At 63.2% G+C, this 17,622-nt stretch carries 16 protein-coding genes and 1 tRNA gene; 7 read left to right on the top strand and 10 right to left on the bottom strand.

Features of this window, described 5'->3' with window-relative positions; translation table 11 throughout:
- Positions 1-137 precede the first annotated feature (137 nt).
- Entirely contained in the window at positions 138-1,259 is a 1,122-nt protein-coding gene (locus B2J89_RS02905; RefSeq protein WP_169167728.1) for a hypothetical protein, read from the bottom strand.
- 320 nt (positions 1,260-1,579) lie between these two features.
- Here B2J89_RS02905 and B2J89_RS02900 point away from each other — a divergent pair, with 320 nt between their 5' ends.
- Complete coding sequence (locus tag B2J89_RS02900) at positions 1,580-2,161, top strand: recombinase family protein (RefSeq protein WP_169167727.1); 582 nt, start codon at positions 1,580-1,582, stop codon at positions 2,159-2,161.
- A gap of 542 nt (positions 2,162-2,703) precedes the next feature.
- Here B2J89_RS02900 and B2J89_RS02895 read toward each other — a convergent pair.
- The 5 genes from B2J89_RS02895 to B2J89_RS02875 form a co-directional block, all read right to left on the bottom strand.
- Complete coding sequence (locus B2J89_RS02895) at positions 2,704-4,095, bottom strand: DUF4041 domain-containing protein (protein WP_169167726.1); 1,392 nt, start codon at positions 4,093-4,095, stop codon at positions 2,704-2,706.
- 414 nt (positions 4,096-4,509) lie between these two features.
- Entirely contained in the window at positions 4,510-4,965 is a 456-nt protein-coding gene (locus B2J89_RS02890; protein ID WP_169167725.1) for a hypothetical protein, read from the bottom strand.
- A 598-nt stretch (positions 4,966-5,563) separates the two neighbouring features.
- Positions 5,564-7,201: a tyrosine-type recombinase/integrase gene (locus B2J89_RS02885; protein ID WP_169167724.1), complete on the bottom strand. Its 1,638-nt coding sequence runs from the start codon at positions 7,199-7,201 to the stop codon at positions 5,564-5,566.
- A gap of 122 nt (positions 7,202-7,323) precedes the next feature.
- Positions 7,324-7,400: transfer RNA gene (locus B2J89_RS02880), tRNA-Pro, on the bottom strand.
- A gap of 25 nt (positions 7,401-7,425) precedes the next feature.
- On the bottom strand, positions 7,426-8,355 hold the full coding sequence (locus B2J89_RS02875; protein ID WP_169167773.1) for a polyprenyl synthetase family protein: 930 nt from the start codon (positions 8,353-8,355) through the stop codon (positions 7,426-7,428).
- 249 nt (positions 8,356-8,604) lie between these two features.
- On the opposite strand from B2J89_RS02875, the gene rplU reads away from it, so the two are divergent.
- From rplU to proB, 4 genes are all read left to right on the top strand, one after another.
- On the top strand, positions 8,605-8,916 hold the full coding sequence (gene rplU, locus B2J89_RS02870) for a 50S ribosomal protein L21 (RefSeq protein WP_119014632.1): 312 nt from the start codon (positions 8,605-8,607) through the stop codon (positions 8,914-8,916).
- A 15-nt stretch (positions 8,917-8,931) separates the two neighbouring features.
- On the top strand, positions 8,932-9,189 hold the full coding sequence (rpmA, locus tag B2J89_RS02865) for a 50S ribosomal protein L27 (RefSeq protein ID WP_169167723.1): 258 nt from the start codon (positions 8,932-8,934) through the stop codon (positions 9,187-9,189).
- Between the two features lie 169 nt (positions 9,190-9,358).
- On the top strand, positions 9,359-10,432 hold the full coding sequence (gene cgtA / locus B2J89_RS02860) for an Obg family GTPase CgtA (RefSeq protein WP_169167722.1): 1,074 nt from the start codon (positions 9,359-9,361) through the stop codon (positions 10,430-10,432).
- Positions 10,433-10,521: 89 nt separating this feature from the next.
- Positions 10,522-11,664, top strand: a complete 1,143-nt coding sequence (proB, locus tag B2J89_RS02855) for a glutamate 5-kinase (protein ID WP_169167772.1) — start codon at positions 10,522-10,524, stop codon at positions 11,662-11,664.
- 87 nt (positions 11,665-11,751) lie between these two features.
- On the opposite strand, the gene B2J89_RS02850 is transcribed toward proB, so the two are convergent.
- Positions 11,752-12,447: an RNA pyrophosphohydrolase gene (locus B2J89_RS02850; protein ID WP_169167771.1), complete on the bottom strand. Its 696-nt coding sequence runs from the start codon at positions 12,445-12,447 to the stop codon at positions 11,752-11,754.
- A 92-nt stretch (positions 12,448-12,539) separates the two neighbouring features.
- On the opposite strand from B2J89_RS02850, the gene B2J89_RS02845 reads away from it, so the two are divergent.
- Positions 12,540-14,285, top strand: a complete 1,746-nt coding sequence (locus B2J89_RS02845; protein ID WP_169167721.1) for a proline--tRNA ligase — start codon at positions 12,540-12,542, stop codon at positions 14,283-14,285.
- Positions 14,282-14,926 carry a lytic transglycosylase domain-containing protein gene (locus tag B2J89_RS02840; protein WP_169167720.1) on the top strand — a complete coding sequence of 215 codons (645 nt, stop codon included), beginning with the start codon at positions 14,282-14,284 and terminating at the stop codon, positions 14,924-14,926. The genes B2J89_RS02845 and B2J89_RS02840 overlap by 4 nt, the downstream gene beginning before the upstream one ends.
- A 9-nt stretch (positions 14,927-14,935) precedes the next feature.
- Here B2J89_RS02840 and B2J89_RS02835 read toward each other — a convergent pair whose 3' ends face one another.
- From B2J89_RS02835 to prmC, 3 genes are all read right to left on the bottom strand, one after another.
- Positions 14,936-16,252 carry a hemolysin family protein gene (locus tag B2J89_RS02835; protein ID WP_169167719.1) on the bottom strand — a complete coding sequence of 439 codons (1,317 nt, stop codon included), beginning with the start codon at positions 16,250-16,252 and terminating at the stop codon, positions 14,936-14,938.
- A gap of 131 nt (positions 16,253-16,383) precedes the next feature.
- Positions 16,384-16,704 (bottom strand): Grx4 family monothiol glutaredoxin, encoded by a 321-nt coding sequence (grxD, locus tag B2J89_RS02830; RefSeq protein ID WP_169167718.1) that lies wholly within the window; start codon positions 16,702-16,704, stop codon positions 16,384-16,386.
- 48 nt (positions 16,705-16,752) lie between these two features.
- Positions 16,753-17,601: a peptide chain release factor N(5)-glutamine methyltransferase gene (prmC, locus tag B2J89_RS02825; protein WP_206041640.1), complete on the bottom strand. Its 849-nt coding sequence runs from the start codon at positions 17,599-17,601 to the stop codon at positions 16,753-16,755.
- Between the last annotated feature and the right edge of the window lie 21 nt (positions 17,602-17,622).

Here is a 17,622-nt window from a genome sequence, read left to right as displayed (position 1 = left end):
ACCTATCAGCAGAGCACGTGAAGTTCACGCGCTGGGCTGGGAAGGGCCTGAAGGCCGGGGCTATCCCAAGGTCAAGAAGTGTGCGAGTCCGGAGGGCATGCGCCTGCGCCAACGGAGGGCATCGCGTCCGCAATGCCTTACGCGGTCGCAGGCTCTGCACTATCCGCTTTCTTCGCCTTTCCCTTGTCAGCTTCTGCGAGGCTCAGAATCGGATCACCTTCGAGTTTCAAGAACTGCATTCCGGTGGCGGCGCCCTGAATGCGTTCATGCATTTGTTGGGCCTTCTCATCGACGGCGACCTCTTCGTCAGGGGCCTCCGGCTCTTCCATACGGACTTCTATGTTGAATCCACGATCAATGCGATTCGCTATCTTTTTAAGCGAGTACTTGATCTCAACAGCCAGTTCATTCGTTCTGTGTCCGTCCCCCTTCTTTTCAAATTCGGTCAGAAGGTCCTTAACTAGTACGTCGATACCCTTGTCCATGATCTTGTTTGCATGGTCTTCAACGCCCTTCACGTCCTTTTTGTCGAGCCCCTGCTTAAAGAGCTCACCCTGCAGCTTGCGAATCTCCAATAGTTGCCTATACAGAGCCACAATTCTCTCCACAGCGACGGCCACGGCGGCTCCGACAGCAGGCACCGACTCAAGGAAGATCGACAAGTCGCTCGATGAGATTGTGCGAATCGCGAAACTCGGCCGTTCACCCGTGGCAAGCTCAGAAAAAGTCCCGAAGATGCGGTTGAGTTCTTCAAGTTCATCCGCGAACTTGTCCAAGCGATTGCTCACGAAGTTGCGCGGAACCAATACGCCAATCTCGCATTCCCCTGGCTCTAGGTCTTCTTGACCCACCTGGAGATGGCGCAAGGCAGCGAGCAATTGGTCAACGTGCGTGGACAGAGCCTGAAGCTCAGCAAACAACTGTTGAACTGCTGATGAGGCAACCGTTGGTGTAAGTTGATTTTCGGCAATCGCTGCTTGGACGCGAGCCAACAGACTTACACCTAGCAGTTCGCTCATAGCTGTCTCGTCAAGAACCTGACGCCACGTCGGACTAAAAGTATTCACCTGAGCGTTCGTGAGGGCGCTTTCTAATGCATGTAGCGACGTGCTCACTTGCCTCTGGTACTCAGCTTGTCCTGGCTGGCTGGAGAGGTTGCTTAAGGCGGTGGAGAGTTGCTGTAGGTGGCTCAGTGCAGAAGACTCTGCAAGGTCTACTTTCACGGCTGCGGCAATGGCATGTAAGCGCTCTGCGTTCAAGTGGTTCTCCTTATTGTTTCGATCCCTCCATCCGCGATCTCCTCCGTCACGCGTGGCGGGGTGATGGTAACAAGTCGTTCGCACAAAAAAACAGCTGCCTGAAAGTGCGCACTCCTTTCGACATTGCGATGGGCTTTCGCTCGCACTTCAGGCTGCCTAAAGCCTCCTCCTCTTCCGTGCCATAGGTCTAGAGAGGGGTCTGGGGCTGTTCAAAATCGAGCGATTAAGGACAGGTCTGGTAGGCATGTTCAAAAAATAGCTTGATGGTATTTGGGACAGGCTCCACAATTCGTACATCGTTTACGTACAGGAAGCCATCCATGTCTCGTGTCTTCGCCTATTGCCGCGTCTCCACTGCTGACCAGACCCCCGATAACCAAGCCCGGGAGATCGCTGCAGCAGGTTTCAGCGTCCAGGCGTCCCGGCTGGTCTCAGAGACCATCAGCGGCTCTGTGATGGCATCGGAGCGGCCGGCCTTCGCCAAGCTGCTGGACAAGCTGGAGTCCGGGGACGTCCTGGTCGTCACCAAGCTGGACCGCCTGGGTCGCAACGCCATGGATGTCCGGTCGACCGTGGAGGCCCTCGATGGCCTGGGTGTGCGGGTGCACTGCCTTGCCCTCGGCGGTGTGGACCTCACCAGTGCCGCAGGGAAGATGACGATGGGGGTGATCGCGGCAGTCGCTGAATTCGAGCGGGACTTGCTGGTCGAGCGTACCCAGTCCGGCCTTGCCAGGGCGAAAGCAGAGGGCAAGGTGCTGGGGCGCCCCTCGGCTCTCTCGCAGGTCCAGGTGCAGGAGGTGGGACAGCGGCTTGCGGCAGGCGAGGCCATCGCGGCCATTGCCCGGGCGATGGGAACCAGCCGTCAGACCATCATGCGAGCGCGGGACACCTTGGGCGGCTGAAGCGTGCAAGGATCTCCAGGGCCAACGAGCGCTGGCCTTTCGACGGTCGCTCGCCCAAACAGGCCCCCCGTGGACCCCACCCCTACGGGGGAAAGCTACAGTGCGGGCGGGGCACAGCAGGGGTTACGGATTTCCCGGAGATTTTCAAGGCGGCCCAGGCCCCAAGACGGCGCAAAGGGGCTCGGAAGGCCCGCAAAGCCAGGCAATAGTGGGGCTCCTCGGGGCCTCTCTGCGCCTCCTAAGGCGTTTGCGCGACTCTGTGAGTCAGAGTGAGACCCAGCCGGGACGCGTGCAGGTAGATGCATCAAATATTGGAGGCAGCTTCGCCCAGTTCACTCAGCATTTATTGCAACGTCATTCGTAACGTGGTGCTGACCGACCCAAACCGGCCAGGAGCTAACGTCCGGGCCACGCCATCGAGCGGCTAAAAGACTGATCTGAGTCATTCATGCCAAGCAGTGCAGGCTACCGCTGCAATTGTCGCCCGACTCGCGGTGGGCTGAGTTTCAGCACCGTGCACTCGAGACCATGCGTTTTGCGATTTAGCTCAACGCAATCCGCTCGGAGGTCTGTATGGACACCACCGGCATGGCCAACCGAAGACTCTCGCGATACTGCTCCGCTGGGGCAGCATGGACCACTTCCACTACGGCGTCGTAGTTCGCCCGAATCAAGGCCTCGATCTCCTTGAGGTCGGCACGGAAGAATTCCTTGCGCCCATTGACCTTGTTGAGCCTGCCGGCCGCGAAATGTGAATGCAGCTTGGCCTCCAGCGCGGGGGCGTTGTCAGAAAACACCAAGGCGTGCACATCGAACCGGAAGGGCACCGAGGCGTCCCCCAACTCATCCACTCGGTCCATCGGCTCAAGCCTTCGCGTCATGCCAAGCTTGTATATGCCCTCCCCAAACGCGCCGATGTTGGAAATCACGTAGACGTAGCCAGCCCGGGCGTTCTGCTCGCGGTAGTCGAGCAGCCTTTCCTCTTCATCGAGCTTGCAGTTCTGGCGGGAAAGCTCTTCGATTCGGGTCTGCAGGTCGTCACGCTCCTGCTGGTCATTTGCCGCACCGAGCCGCAATTGCAGTTTCTGGATGGCGCTCGCGAAGTGCCGGCGCTCTTTCTCAATCTTGGCGCGAGCCTCCCGGATTTCCTTTTCAAGTTTTTCTTGCTCGCGTTGGTCTTCCCTTGCCTGCCGGGCGGCCTCTTTTTCCTCCTGTCGCTTCATCTGGTATTCGTGTGCCAAATACAGTTCCTGCAGCTTGCGCTCCAAGACCACGTCTTTCCACACAGCATCAGTGGCATTCAACAGCTTGTTGCAGGTCTCGAACGAACGTCGAATGCGCTCTTCCATTTTCTCCATATTGCTGAACTTGACGTTATCAATGCAATACTCGCTCTCGCTGTTGAATGACCTCAGCGCCAGTTTCAAAGCATCCTTGCGCAATTTCTTCCACTGCGCCTTGGTGAGTTCGACTGCATAGTTGTCCCATGCATCCACCTCCGCACTCAACCCTCTGGCCGTTCGCTTCTGGTCTTCTCGAATCTCATCAAGTCGATTTTTGTAGTCAATGCTGTTCGTGAATTGATACTTGGGCACATACAGCGCAAACGACTCCAACTCAACGGTGTCCTCTGCACCCAGAATCTGCTGCTGGAGCGCCTGCAGCTGGTGACGTGCTGCTTCCAGATCACTCTGTGTCGTAGCGACCTGGGCCTGAACACTGGTCAACTGGGATTGTTGGGCGCGAATCTGTTCTTGAACCGCGAGAAGATCCAACAACCCGAGCTCCCTGGCCTTGGCTTCCAGATCGTCGTATTTGTCCTGCAGAGCCCGCATGTCGGCTTGAGATTGCTGCCGGTGAGCCTGCAATTCGGCTTCCAGCCGAGCCGCATTCGCCTTGTACTCAGGACCCTTCAAATAGTCGCCTAAAGACATTACTCACACCCTCCCCATAATCGTTTGTAATTTTTCCAGTCCATCCAATGTTATCGAGAGTGATGGACTGCTCACACAGCCAGGCTTCGCGCTTGGGGAAGCGGTAGCAGGGATCGACCATCTCCGAACGGAGAACCATGGGAGATTAAATAAAGGCTTTCTCAGGACAGGCCAAGAGGTATGGCAACGACCAAGATCACGGCAGCCAGAGAGGCGCCATATCCTGAGTCGCCCTGGTTCTTATTCTTGAGGTACTCCTCACTAGGTCGACGCTGCCAATGCTCCAGGCCGCTGAAGGTCTTCAGGTCGCCGCAGCGGTGTCCTGAGGACACGACAGAGCCACCAGCGCTCTCCACCCCTTTATATTGTTAAGTTAATTGCTAAGTCATTGTCACGATTGAGCTTTGTGCTTTTTCACACCCCATCGCTGATGTTGTCAGGAACCGCGAAGTCCTCCCAGTCTTCGGCCTCTACCGGCGCAGTGCCTGGGGGGCTATTGACGGCCAGGGGCTCTAGGACGCCACTGGCAACCCGGGCCGCTCGCGTGTAGGCCTCGGCAGTGGACTTCGCACAGGACAGCACTGCAGCGACCCCAGCGGTCGTGATGGTGTCCAGGGAGCGCAGGACATGGAACAGGCGATTGATGCTCAGGCCTCGCCCGGTGTCGCCCTGGGTACGCAGATTCACCGCGCCCGCCAGCGCGTCCTCTGCCCTCGGGTTGGTGGCGCTGAAGTCCCAGCGGTCCCAGTAGCTGCGCAGCCATGCGCGAACGGCGCGGTTGTCGTGTGTCTTGGCGGGGCGGCCTCTGCGGCTGGGGTGCCCAGGCTGGGTCAGGTGCGCAGGGCTGGTCTGTTTGGCGGTAGTGGTCATGATGGGCAGGCGAAAAGAAACCCGCCGAGCTTTCGCAGGGCGGGTCGGGGAGCGCCACAAAGGCGCAGAGAATCAGAGAGCGGGGGCGGGGTAGGCGCGAGCGAAATATCAGGTCGTACAGACGCGACCCGTTCACGAACACCCGAGGCTTGCTCCGCAAACCTACGTTGAACGTACGGTAGCTTCGACGCTTTCGGACACTGCGCAGGCAGCGTTCTGGAATTCAAGGACCGTTGAGGCGTCCTTAGCTATAAACCCGCGCCCGCCGTGATCTCGATGGTGGGGAGGTGAAGGGCAGGCAAAAGAACCCCGCCGAGCTTTCGCAGGGCGGGTCAGTGGCGCCACAACGGCGCAGCGAATCATGGGGCCCGGATGCGGTCGTCACTTTGTGGCGGTTTATTCGTATGAGAGCATCCGGCGGTAATCCCAGGCGCCTGTAGGCATGCCGGCCTCTATAGCCTGCTCCAGGGCGCACCCCTCGAATACCGGGGACCTATCAGCTGCGAGGACCGTAAGCCCTTTGGGGACTCCGGGGCCTGCCAGGATCGAATTTCGGCACACTTGTCGTAGCGCAAGTTGCCTGCTTGAGGGGCTTTCATCAGGCCCGTGGAGAACGAGGCCACGCCCAGCCCAGCCTCTCGACCACTTCAGAGAGAACGCGCACACCGACCGTCCCCGTGTACACCCGGCGTCCGGTGCTTCCTGTGGCGGCGTGCCCGGTCAACTGGTCCCCCAGGTCTGGACTCACCCCGAGCTCTGCCAGCCGAGTACGGACGGAGTGCCTGAAGCGATGGGAGCCATTGAGAGCGCCAGAGGGCAGCCCAACACCTGCTCGGAACTTGAGGAACCACTTGGTGGCGAGGTCGGCCGGGGAGGTCTTTGGACGCCTGTGGAAGCTCGCTAGCAGCACAGCCTCGCCTTGCTCCTTGCGGGCCGCGACATGGGCGAGTAGCAGGGGACATAGGGTCCGGGCCACCGGGAGCCATCTGGTGCTCTCGCTCGTTTTGACGGTGCCGGCCTCGGCGGTGACATGCAGGCACAGAACGCCATCGCGGCTTTGCACGTCCTCGACCCGTAGCTGTGCAATCTCGCCGGCTCTAGCGCCACTCCACAGCAGTAGCGAAAGCCATAGGCGGGCGTCCGCCGGATCAACCTCATATGGCTGGGGGCCTGGGTTGTCGCTGAATAGCGGGGCCAAGAAGATAGTCGAAAGCTCCTCTGTCGTCCAAGGGTGACGGCGTTCGGCATCCTCGACCTTAAAGCTCAGGTCCAGTGGATTGCGGTCGATCTTGCCGACCTTGGCCGCTATGTTCATCAGTGCATTGATGGCCGCTGCATGGTTGGCAGCTGTGCTGCTACCAAAGGGCCGGGCAGGGTCCAGTAGGAAGGCCACAAAGGCCGCTCCAGTGGCCCGGGAGACCTTCGCTAAGGGCATCCTACCTACAGACTCCTCCCAGAGGTCCAGGGCCTTGCTGGTGCGTTGCTGGGCATTCTGCTTGGCCTTGGTCCGAACGATCCAATCCGGCATGACATCGCGCAGGGTGTCGCTGGGGGGCTCTGCAGAAGTTGGGACCTTGGCGACCACTGGGGCGACAGGTAGCGCCGGAGTGTCATGGGGCTCGCCCTGGCCTCGCTCTAGGGCTTGGAGGTGCGCACGTACCTCGGCACGTCCAATCCGCACTAACGCCATTCGGGCCATGCTGTCTGTCCAGTCGATGCGGACTCCCAACGGCTTCAAGGCGGTCTCAGCGGCTTGCTGGACGCGCTCAAGGCGCCCTGCTGCGAGGTCTGCTCTGGCTTCGCTCAGGGCGTGCTGCTGCAATCGGTCCCACTTCGCAGGGTTGTTCCCAGTCAATAAAGGTTCGGGGTTGCCGGCTGTGAGGAAGCGCTTACCCGGTGTCAATGCCTCGATGGCTCCGGGGGTGAACCGCACATAGTCATCGAACACCAGAGGGAGCCACCGGGCCTGTGCCACTAGGTAGGCCTCAATCTCTGATGTAAGAGGAACGACCGGGGGCGCTCGTCGCACAGCCTCTGCAGCCCTTTGCTGGTCGAAAGTCTCCCGGTACTTCGCCAGGAGGGCATAGGTCTTTGTGACGGCCTCGGAACGGTCACGGGTCCGCAAGCTGGCGCGGTACGCGTCGATGCTGGGGTAGAGATGGAGAAGGTCGGCAGGAACGCCAATGCGAAGCTGCCAGACGCCATCACGTTGGCGTAATCCAGGGGGGAGGGACAAATCAAACTCCGACGGTGCGGAGTTTCGATGCATTGACACAGTACGTTGACCCATGGCTCAACTGTAAGTCATTGCCGCGCCTTGTATTTGGCGGTTTCCCTCTGGGGGATATGGCAAAAACTTGGTCGGGGTGAGAGGATTCGAACCTCCGGCCTCTACGTCCCGAACGTAGCGCTCTACCAGGCTAAGCTACACCCCGATGGCTTTTTGCGCAGCGCGCTGCGTCAGGTGCGCCGTGCAAGAAGCTCAGCCGCCAATTGTAGCAAGTTTGAGGTGTATTCATTGGCGGGAAGCTGGTCCAGCGCGTCCATGGCGCGGCGTGCTTCTGCGGCTGCGGCATCGCGCGCCACACCGAGAGCGCCGGTCTCGCGCACGATGGCAACCACGCGTTCGAGCTGTTCTGTGCTGCCGTTTTCGATGGCATGGCGCACCGTGGCCGAGTCTTGCGCCGAGGCGCGCTGCATGGCGGCAATGAGCGGCAGTGTGGCTTTGCCTTCGCGCAGGTCGTCGCCCAGATTTTTGCCCATCTCGATGGCATCGCCGTCGTAATCCAGCACGTCGTCAATGATCTGGAAGGCAGTGCCGAGCGCCTGGCCGTAAGTGGCACACGCTTCTTCAACGGCCGGGGCGCTGCCGGCAAGCACGGCGGCGAGCCGGGCACTGGCTTCGAACAGCTTGGCTGTTTTGGAGCGGATCACACGCAAATAGCCGGCTTCGTCGAGCGAGGCGTCGTGCATGTTCATGAGCTGCAGCACTTCGCCTTCTGCGATCACGTTGGTCGCGTCGGCCAGGATCTGCATGATGCGCATGTTGTCCACGTCCACCATCATCTGGAATGCACGCGAGTGAAGAAAGTCACCCACCAGCACGCTGGCGGGGTTGCCAAAGGTTTCATTGGCCGTGGCGCGGCCGCGGCGCAGCGTGGAGGCATCGACTACGTCGTCGTGCAGCAGCGTCGCGGTGTGGATGAACTCCACTACCGCGGCCAGGGTGAAGCGCTGGCTGCCCCGGTACTCCAGTGCGCCGCACAACATCAGCAACAGGGAGGGCCTCAGCCGTTTGCCCCCTGCGGCAATGATGTATTGCGAAATCTGCCCGACCAGCGGCACGCCCGATGCCAGGCGCTGGGAGATGACACGGTCCACTTCGAACATGTCGCCTGCAATGAGGCCAAGAAGTGAATGGGCGAGTGGGGAGGGGGGGGTGGTGGCAATCAAGGTGGTGGTCACAAGCGTTGCCACGAATTATAGGAAGCTGTGTTGCGGATGTTTGCCGCGGTGGCAATGGCAAACAGCCGGCGTGGCGCAAAAAGGCATTGATGGTAGAATCTCGGGCTTCGCAGAAATTCGTCTGTGAAAACTCACAAAAAGTACCCTGGGGTACACAGAGTCAAAGAGGTCAACATGTACGCGGTCATAAAAACCGGCGGCAAGCAGTATCGCGTTGCTTCCGGCGAAAAAATTAAAGTAGAACAGATTGCTGCGGACGTAGGCCAGGAAATCGTCATCGACCAGGTTCTGGCCGTCGGAAACGGCGCCGAACTGAAGGTCGGTACGCCCCTGGTGTCCGGCGCAACCGTGAAAGCCACCGTTGTGGCGCACGGCAAGCACGACAAGGTGCACATTTTCAAGATGCGCCGTCGCAAGCACTATCAAAAACGCCAAGGTCACCGCCAGCAGTTCACCGAACTGCAAATCGGCGACATTGCTGCTTAAAGAAGGAGCTGAGTCATGGCACAGAAAAAAGGCGGCGGCTCTACGCGAAACGGGCGCGATTCCAAGCCCAAAATGCTCGGTGTGAAGGCTTTCGGTGGTGAACTGATCAGCGCCGGATCCATCATCGTGCGCCAGCGCGGCACTCAGTTCCACCCCGGCACCAATGTCGGCGTGGGCAAAGACCACACGCTGTTCGCCCTGGTAGACGGTCACGTGTCGTTTTCCCACAAGGGCGCGTTGTCCAAGCACATGGTCAACGTGACTGCAGCCTGAGGCTTCACCGCTTCTTGGCACCCTAAGCCCCGCTTGGTCGGGGCTTTGTTTTTTCGGGCGCGCAGCGCCGGTAGCGTCGCTGCATGCCGTTGCCCCGCACTGTCGGGGCTTTGTGCTTTTGGGGTGCTGCAGCGCCCGACTGGCTGCTGTTTTGTAAACTGGATACCTTATGAAGTTCGTCGACGAAGCCTACATAGACATTGCTGCCGGGGATGGCGGCAATGGTTGCGTGTCGTTCCGGCACGAAAAATACAAGGAATTCGGTGGCCCGAACGGCGGCGACGGCGGGCGCGGCGGACATGTGTTCGCGGTTGCCGACCCGAACCTGAATACGCTGGTGGATTTCCGCTATGCGCGCCGCCATGAAGCCAAGCGGGGTGAGCATGGCATGGGTTCGGACATGTTCGGCGCGGCGGGCAGCGACATCGCGCTCAAGATGCCCGTGGGCACCATCATCAGCGATGCCGAAACCGGCGAGGTGCTGTACGAATTGCTGGAGCCCGGCGAAGTCATCACCATCGCCAAAGGCGGCGACGGGGGCTTTGGTAACATGCGCTTCAAGAGCGCCATCAACCGTGCGCCGCGCCAGAAGACGCCGGGCTGGCCCGGCGACAAGAAGAGCCTCAAGCTCGAACTCAAGGTGCTGGCCGACGTGGGCTTGCTGGGCATGCCCAATGCGGGCAAGTCGACCTTCATTGCGGCGGTATCGAACGCCCGCCCCAAGATCGCCGATTACCCTTTCACCACGCTGCACCCCAACCTGGGTGTGGTGCGTGTGGCGCCCGAGCAGAGCTTTGTCGTGGCCGACATTCCGGGCCTGATCGAAGGGGCGTCTGAAGGCGCCGGCCTGGGCCACCAATTCCTGCGGCACCTGCAGCGCACGCGCTTGCTGCTGCACGTCGTGGACATGGCGCCGTTTGACGACAGCGTGGACCCGGTGGCGCAAGCCAAGGCGATCGTGGGCGAACTGAAGAAGTACGACAAAGCGCTCTACGAGAAGCCGCGCTGGCTGGTGCTCAACAAGCTCGACATGGTGGCCGCCGATGAGCGCGCCGCGCGCGTGGCCGACTTCGTCAAGCGCTTCAAGTGGAAGGGTCCGGTGTTCGAGATCTCGGCCCTGACGCGCGAAGGCTGCGAGGCACTGATCCACGCCATCTACCGCCACGTCAAAGCGCAGCAGGTCGCGGAGCAGGCGCCTGTGGCCGAGCTGGATCCGCGTTTTTCAGGCGACGCACCCGTTTGATAGGCTGCGGTGGACGGTTCAGTGAGCTATTGTTTTTATAGCATCTAGCGCTTTCTGCATAAGCGCTACAAGCCAAAATGACCGAAAAAATGATCTCTGGTGTGCTGCGCGATGCCCGCCGCATTGTCGTGAAGGTGGGCTCCAGCCTCGTGACGAACGAGGGACGGGGCCTCGACGAGGCCGCGATTGGCGAATGGAGCCGCCAACTGGCCGCGCTGGTGCGCGGCGACGATGGCGCGGGGCGACGCGAGGTCATCATGGTTTCGAGCGGTGCGGTGGCCGAAGGCATGAAGCGCCTGGGCTGGACTGTGCGCCCGCGGGAAATCCATGAGCTGCAGGCGGCGGCCGCCGTGGGGCAGATGGGCCTGGCCCAGATGTACGAGACCAAGCTGCGCGAGCAAGGCATGGGCAGCGCGCAGGTGCTGCTCACGCACGCCGATCTGGCCGACCGCGAGCGCTACCTGAACGCGCGCTCGACGCTGCTCACGCTGCTGGAGCTGGGCGTGGTGCCCGTCATCAACGAGAACGACACCGTCGTCAACGACGAAATCAAGTTTGGCGACAACGATACGCTGGGCGCGCTGGTGGCGAATTTGGTCGAGGCCGACGCGCTGGTCATCCTGACCGACCAGAAGGGCTTGTTCACGGCCGATCCGCGCCGCGATCCGGCGGCGCAGTTTGTGCACGAGGCGCGTGCGGGCGACCTGGCGCTGGAGGCCATGGCCGGCGGGGCTGGCTCCAGCATTGGCCGTGGCGGCATGCTCACCAAGATCCTGGCGGCTAAGCGCGCCGCCGGCTCGGGCGCCTCCACCGTGATCGCCTGGGGCCGTGAGCCCGATGTGCTGCTGCGCCTGGCGCGGGGCGAGGGCATCGGTACCTTGCTCGTTGCGCAAACGGCCAAGACCCAGGCACGCAAGCAATGGATGGCCGACCACCTGCAGCTGCGCGGCGCGGTGGCGGTGGATGCAGGGGCCGCGACCAAGCTGCGCGCCGAAGGCAAAAGCCTGCTGCCCATCGGCATGACCGCCGTGGAAGGGGACTTCTCGCGCGGCGACGTGATTGCTGTGCGCGATCCGGCTGGCGCAGAGATTGCCCGCGGTCTGGCGAACTACGCCAGTGCCGAGGCACGGCTGCTGTGCCGCAAGCCTTCATCCGAGTTTGAAAGGCTTCTGGGATACGCTGCGGAGCCCGAGATGGTGCACCGCGACAACCTGGTGTTGATGGGGGGATAGACGCCTGCGGGCCGCGCGCGCCTGCCACGGTGGGCCTGTGCGCTGCAGCTAGCGCCATGGCATGGCCAGGCAATCCTCTGTTGTCTCTCAAGAGCGCGCGTCGGGGAAGCGGTTCTGCCGGTCCTGCGGCAGTTCCAGGGATTCGCTGGGCGCGGCCAAGCCGCTTTGCGGGTCGGGGTCGAAACTCGCGCCGGGCGGCAATTCCATGCCAGGCTGCAGCAGCAGCGAACTGCTGCGGTGCATGGCGAGGCCGGCAATGTCGTGCTCGCGTGTGCGCATGCCGCTGCGCAGATAGCGGTTGCGCGGTTCATGGCGCGGCAGAAAACGCGCCAGCTCGGTCAACGCCATTTCATAGACGCCGCGCTTGAATTCCACCACCACGTCGAGCGGAACCCAATAATCGTTCCAGCGCCAGGCATCGAATTCAGGGTGGTTGGTGGCACGCAGATTCAAATCCCAGTCGTAACCCATCAGCTGCAGCAAATACCAAATTTGCTTCTGGCCCTTGTAGTGGCCGCGCGCATCGCGGCGGATGTACCGGTCTGGCACCTCGTAGCGCAACCAGTCCCGGGTGCGGGCAACCACGCGTACATGGTTTGGCTGCAGTCCCACCTCTTCGTGCAGTTCACGGAACATGGCCTGCTCGGGGGATTCGCCCCGGTCAATGCCACCCTGCGGAAACTGCCAGCTGTGGGTGCGTATGCGTTTGCCCCAGAACACCTGGTTTTTCTGGTTGAGCAGGATGATGCCGACGTTCGGCCGAAAGCCGTCCCGGTCAAGCATAATCGAACCCCAAAATCTATAGTTGTGTCCATTATGCACGGCCCCTCGGGCGCGGCAATGGGACCCATCTCCATTGGCCTGATATTGCACCGATGAAAGCTTCCCAGTTCTTTATTTCCACCCTCAAAGAAGCTCCGGCCGACGCCGAAGTGGTCAGCCACCAGCTCATGACACGGGCCGGTCTCATCAAAAAACTGGGTGCGGGCATTTACAACTACATGCCGATGGGTTTGCGGGTGGTGCGCAAGGTCGAAGCCATCGTGCGCGAGGAAATGAACCGCGCAGGTGCCGTCGAGCTGGCCATGCCGGTGGTGCAGCCCGCTGAACTGTGGCAGGAGACGGGCCGCTTCGAGAAAATGGGGCCTGAGCTGCTGCGCATCCACGACCGCCACGGGCGCGACTACGTGGTCCAGCCCACCAGCGAAGAAGTGGTGACCGACATCGCGCGCCAGGAACTGCGCAGCTACAAGCAGCTGCCCAAGAATTTCTACCAGATCCAGACCAAGTTCCGCGACGAGCGCCGGCCGCGATTTGGCCTGATGCGCGGGCGCGAATTCACCATGAAAGACGCCTACAGCTTCGACCGCGACCCGGCCGCGGCCAAGGCCAGCTACCAGGTCATGGCGCAGGCCTACCGCCGCATCTTCGACCGCTTTGGCCTGACCTACCGCGCCGTGGCCGCCGACAGCGGCGCCATTGGCGGCGATTTGAGCGAAGAATTCCAGGTGATCGCCGCCACGGGCGAGGACGCCATCGTCTACTGCCCGGGCAGCGACTACGCCGCCAACCTGGAAAAGGCCGAGGCGCTGGCGCCCGCTGGTCCGCGCGCTGCTCCCGCACAGGCCCTGGCCAAGACGCCGACCCCCGGCAAGAGCACCTGCGCCGACGTGGCCGACCTGCTGGGCGTGCCGCTGCAAACCACGGTGAAATCGCTGGTGCTCGCCACCGACGAAACCAATGACACCGGCGAAATCGTGAAAAGCCAGGTCTGGCTGCTGCTGCTGCGCGGCGACCACGACATGAACGAGATCAAGGTCGGCAAGGTGCCGGGCCTGGGCGGCGGTTCGCGCTTTGCCACCCAGGGCGAGATCGAGGAGCACTTTGGCTGCAAGCCCGGTTATCTGGGCCCGATGGGCCTGAAGAAGCCGGTCCACATCGTGGTGGACCGCGAAGTGGCGCTGATGGCCGACTGGATCTGCGGCGCCAACGAAGCCGATTTCCACATGACCGGCGTGAACTGGGGCCGCGACCTGCCCGAGCCCCACCTGGTGGCCGACATCCGCAACGTGGTGGCCGGCGACGCCTCGCCCGACGGCAAGGGCGTGCTGGCCATCGAGCGCGGCATTGAGGTCGGCCATGTGTTCTACCTCGGCACCAAATACAGCCAAGCCATGAACGCCAGCTTCCTCGGCGAAGACGGCAAGCCGGCCTTCTTTGAAATGGGGTGCTACGGCATCGGGATCACGCGCCTGCCGGCCGCCGCCATCGAGCAAAACCACGACGAGCGCGGCATCATCTGGCCCGACGCGATTGCGCCGTTCACCGTCGTGCTGTGCCCGATCACGCCGGACCGCTTCCCCGACGTCAAGGCCGCGGCCGACCGGCTCTACGCCGACCTGCTGGCCGCGGGCGTGGACGTGATCCTCGACGACCGCGGCGAGCGGCCCGGCGCCATGTTCGCCGACTGGGAGCTGATCGGCGTGCCGCACCGCGTGACCATTGGCGACCGTGGCCTCAAGGAAGGCCAGGTCGAATACCAGCACCGCCGCGACAGCGCAGCCACCAAGGTCGCCACCGCCGACATCCTGGCCCATCTCCAGGGCCGGCTGGCCGCATGAGCCTGGGGGGGCTTTCGCGGCGCGCCTGCCTGGCACCGCTGGCCCTGGGGCCCGCGGCTTGGCTGGGCCTGCCCGCGCAGGCCCATGCGGGCAGCCAGCTCGAAGAGCCCTTGATGGACTCGGTGCGCACCGCGCTGAGTTCCGCCATCGCCAACCAGGCACCGCCCGAGCCCGAATTCGCGAGCACCGAGGCGCGCCTGCTGTACCTGCGCTGGCTGGCCACCATGAGCGATCGGCTGCGCCGGCGCAAGCCCGAATGGGAGGTGCGCCGCGATTTCCTGCAGACCGTGTGGTACGAAAGCCGGCGCGCCGGGCTCGACGTGTCGCTGGTGCTCGGCCTGATCCAGGTCGAGAGCGCGTTCCGCAAGTTCGCCGTCTCGAGCGTCGGGGCGCGCGGCTACATGCAGGTCATGCCGTTCTGGACCCGCGTCATCGGCGACGGCGACCCGGGCAAGCTGTTCCACATGCAGACCAACCTGCGCTTTGGCTGCGTGATCCTGCGCCATTATCTGGACCGCGAGCGCGGGGATCTGTTCATGACGCTGGGCCGCTACAACGGCAGCCGAGGCCGTGCCCCGTACCCAAATGCGGTGTTCACGGCGCAGCGCAGCTGGCTGTTCGACGGCCGCCTGGCGGGCTGACCGCCGGATTCAGGCCACCGGGGGCACGGCGCCGGTGCCCGCGCCCTCGGGCAGGCGCGACACCATCACCTGGTCGATGCGGTAGCGGTCCACGTCGAGCACTTCGAACTTGTAGCCGCCCCAGACCACGCTGTCGGTGCGCCGCGGCACGCGGCGCAGCATCACCATCAAGAAGCCCGCCAGCGTCTCGTACTCCGCCTCGTGCGGCAGCGCATCGAGCGCCAGGGCATGCAGCACGTCGCTGATCGGCGTCATGCCATCGATCAGCCAGGAATCCTCGTCGCGGCGCACGATCTGCTCCTCGTCGTCCGGTCCCACCAGGTCGCCCATCACAGTGCTCATCACATCGTTGAGCGTGACCACGCCGACCACGCGGCTGTACTCGTTGACGATGACGGCAAAGTCCTCGTGCACCTGGCGGAACTGCTCGAGCACTTCGGACAGCGTCAGCCGGTCGGGCACGATCAGCACCTTGCGCACCAGGCTGTCGTCCTGCAGCGAAATCGGCTGGTTGTTCAGGATGCGCTGGAACAGGTCCTTGGCGTCCACGTAGCCGACCACATGGTCGATGTCGCCCTCGCACACGGGGTAGGTCGAAAAGGGCTCGGCCGCGATGCGCACGCGGATCATGTCGTCCGGATCGTCGCGCAGGAAGAACGCGATGCGCTCGCGCTGCGACATGGCGCTGCCCACCATGCGGGTGTCGAGCTCGAAGACGTTGGTGATCACCTGCTGCTCGCGCTCGGGCAGCACGCCCGCGCGCGCACCGGCCTCCATCATGGCCAGCACATCGTCGGAGGTGACGCGGTCGTCGCGCCGCGTCGGCAGGCCCAGCAGGTGGAACAGGGCGTCGGCCGTGCGGCTGTACAGCCACACCAGCGGCTGCAGCGCCGTGATGCACCAGCCCATCGGCGTGGCCACGCGCAGCGCCAGGCGCTCGGGATCGGTCATGGCCAGGCGCTTGGGGAACAGGTCGGCAAACAGGATGAACAGCGAGGTGATGACGAAGAAAGAGGCCACGAAGCCGGCCGTTTGCGCCTGTTCTGCCGACATCCACAGGCCGAACAGCGCCGCAAAGTGCGGGCTCAGCGCGCTCTCGCCGATGATGCCGCCGAGGATGGCCACGGCGTTCAGCCCCACCTGCACCACGGTGAAGTAGTCGCCCGGCTGCTCCTGCACGCGCAGCACGCGGTCGGCGCGCGCATCGCCCTCGTCGGCCAGCTGGCGCAGGCGCAGCCGGCGCGAGGCGGCCAGGGAAATCTCGGCAATCGAGAAGAAGGCGCTGGCGGCAATCAGGGCGACGATGGTGAAGGTGTTTTCTAGCATGGTCCGGGGGAGCGTGGCGCACCGGCCGCCCCTCGCGGCCCTGTGCCGCCGCCAGTGTAGCGGCCCCTTCACCGCCGGGCGGGCACAAAAAAGCCGCCCGGCGGGCGGCTTCGTGCGCAGCAGCGGGCCGCTCAGGCGGCGCCGAGCGCCTGCTTGAGTTCGCCCGACTCGTACATCTCCATCATGATGTCCGAGCCGCCGATGAATTCGCCCTTGACGTAGAGCTGCGGAATCGTCGGCCAGTGGCTGTATTCCTTGATGCCCTGGCGGATTTCGTCGTCTTCGAGCACGTTCACGGTGGTGATGGCCTTGGGGTCGACGCCGCAGGCCTTGAGGATCTGGATGGCGCGGCCGGAAAAGCCGCACATCGGAAAGCTCGCCGTGCCTTTCATGAACAGCAGCACGTCGCTGGATTTGACGAGGTCGTCGATGCGTTTCTGGGTATCGCTCATGGGGGCTCCGTAAAAGAGGGGCCAGGGGCCCCGGTGGGTACAAAGGGATTATTTCACTGTCGGCCACTGGCCGCCCGAGCAACGCTCTATGCCGGCGAGGTCTTTGCGGCTTTGCACCTGGGCGAAGCCGGCGGCCTGCAGCAGCGCGCGCACGGCGCCCGCCTGGTCCCAGCCGTGTTCGAGCAGCAGCCAGCCGCCCGGTTCCAGGTGCGCCGGCGCCTGCGCGACGATGGCGCGGAGGTCGTCGAGCCCGTCGGCGCCGCTGGCCAGCGCCTGCCGCGGCTCGTGCACCAGGGCGGCCAGGTGCGGGTCGGCTGCGGCGATGTAGGGCGGGTTGGAGACGATGGCGTCGAAGCGCCCGCCCACGCCCTGCAGCCAGTGGCCCCGGTGGAACTGCACCGGCAGCTGCAGCCGCGCGGCGTTGGCCTGCGCGACGGCCAGGGCATCGGGGCTGGCATCGACCGCGCTGACCTGTGCCTGCGGCCGCTGGTGCTGCACGGCCAGCGCGATGGCGCCGCTGCCCGTGCCCAGGTCGAGCACGCGCGGCACCGGCAGCGGCGCGATGGCTGCGAGCGCCCAGTCGACGAGCGTTTCGGTGTCGGGACGCGGGTCGAGCACGCGCGCGTCGATCTGTAGCGCCAGGCCGTAGAACTCCTTGACGCCCGTCAGGTAGGCCACGGGCTCGCCCGCGGCACGGCGCTGGCACAGCGCGGCAAAGCGGGCCTGCGCCTCGGCGCCGAGTGCATCGTTGTCATGCGCCAGCAGCCAGGCGCGCCCCGCGCCTGCGTGCCCGAGCGCGTGAAGCAGCAGCAGCTGGGCGTCGATGCGCGCCAGCCCCTGGGCTTGGGCGGCGGCCAGGGCCTGGGCCAGCGTGGTCGGGGGGAGGTCGGTTGTCACTATGGTTTTAATAGCTTCCGG

It is taken from the genome of Acidovorax sp. SRB_24, assembly GCF_012931925.1.
The sequence above is the reverse complement of the archived record's forward strand: the minus strand, read 5'-3'. Positions and strand labels throughout refer to the sequence as shown.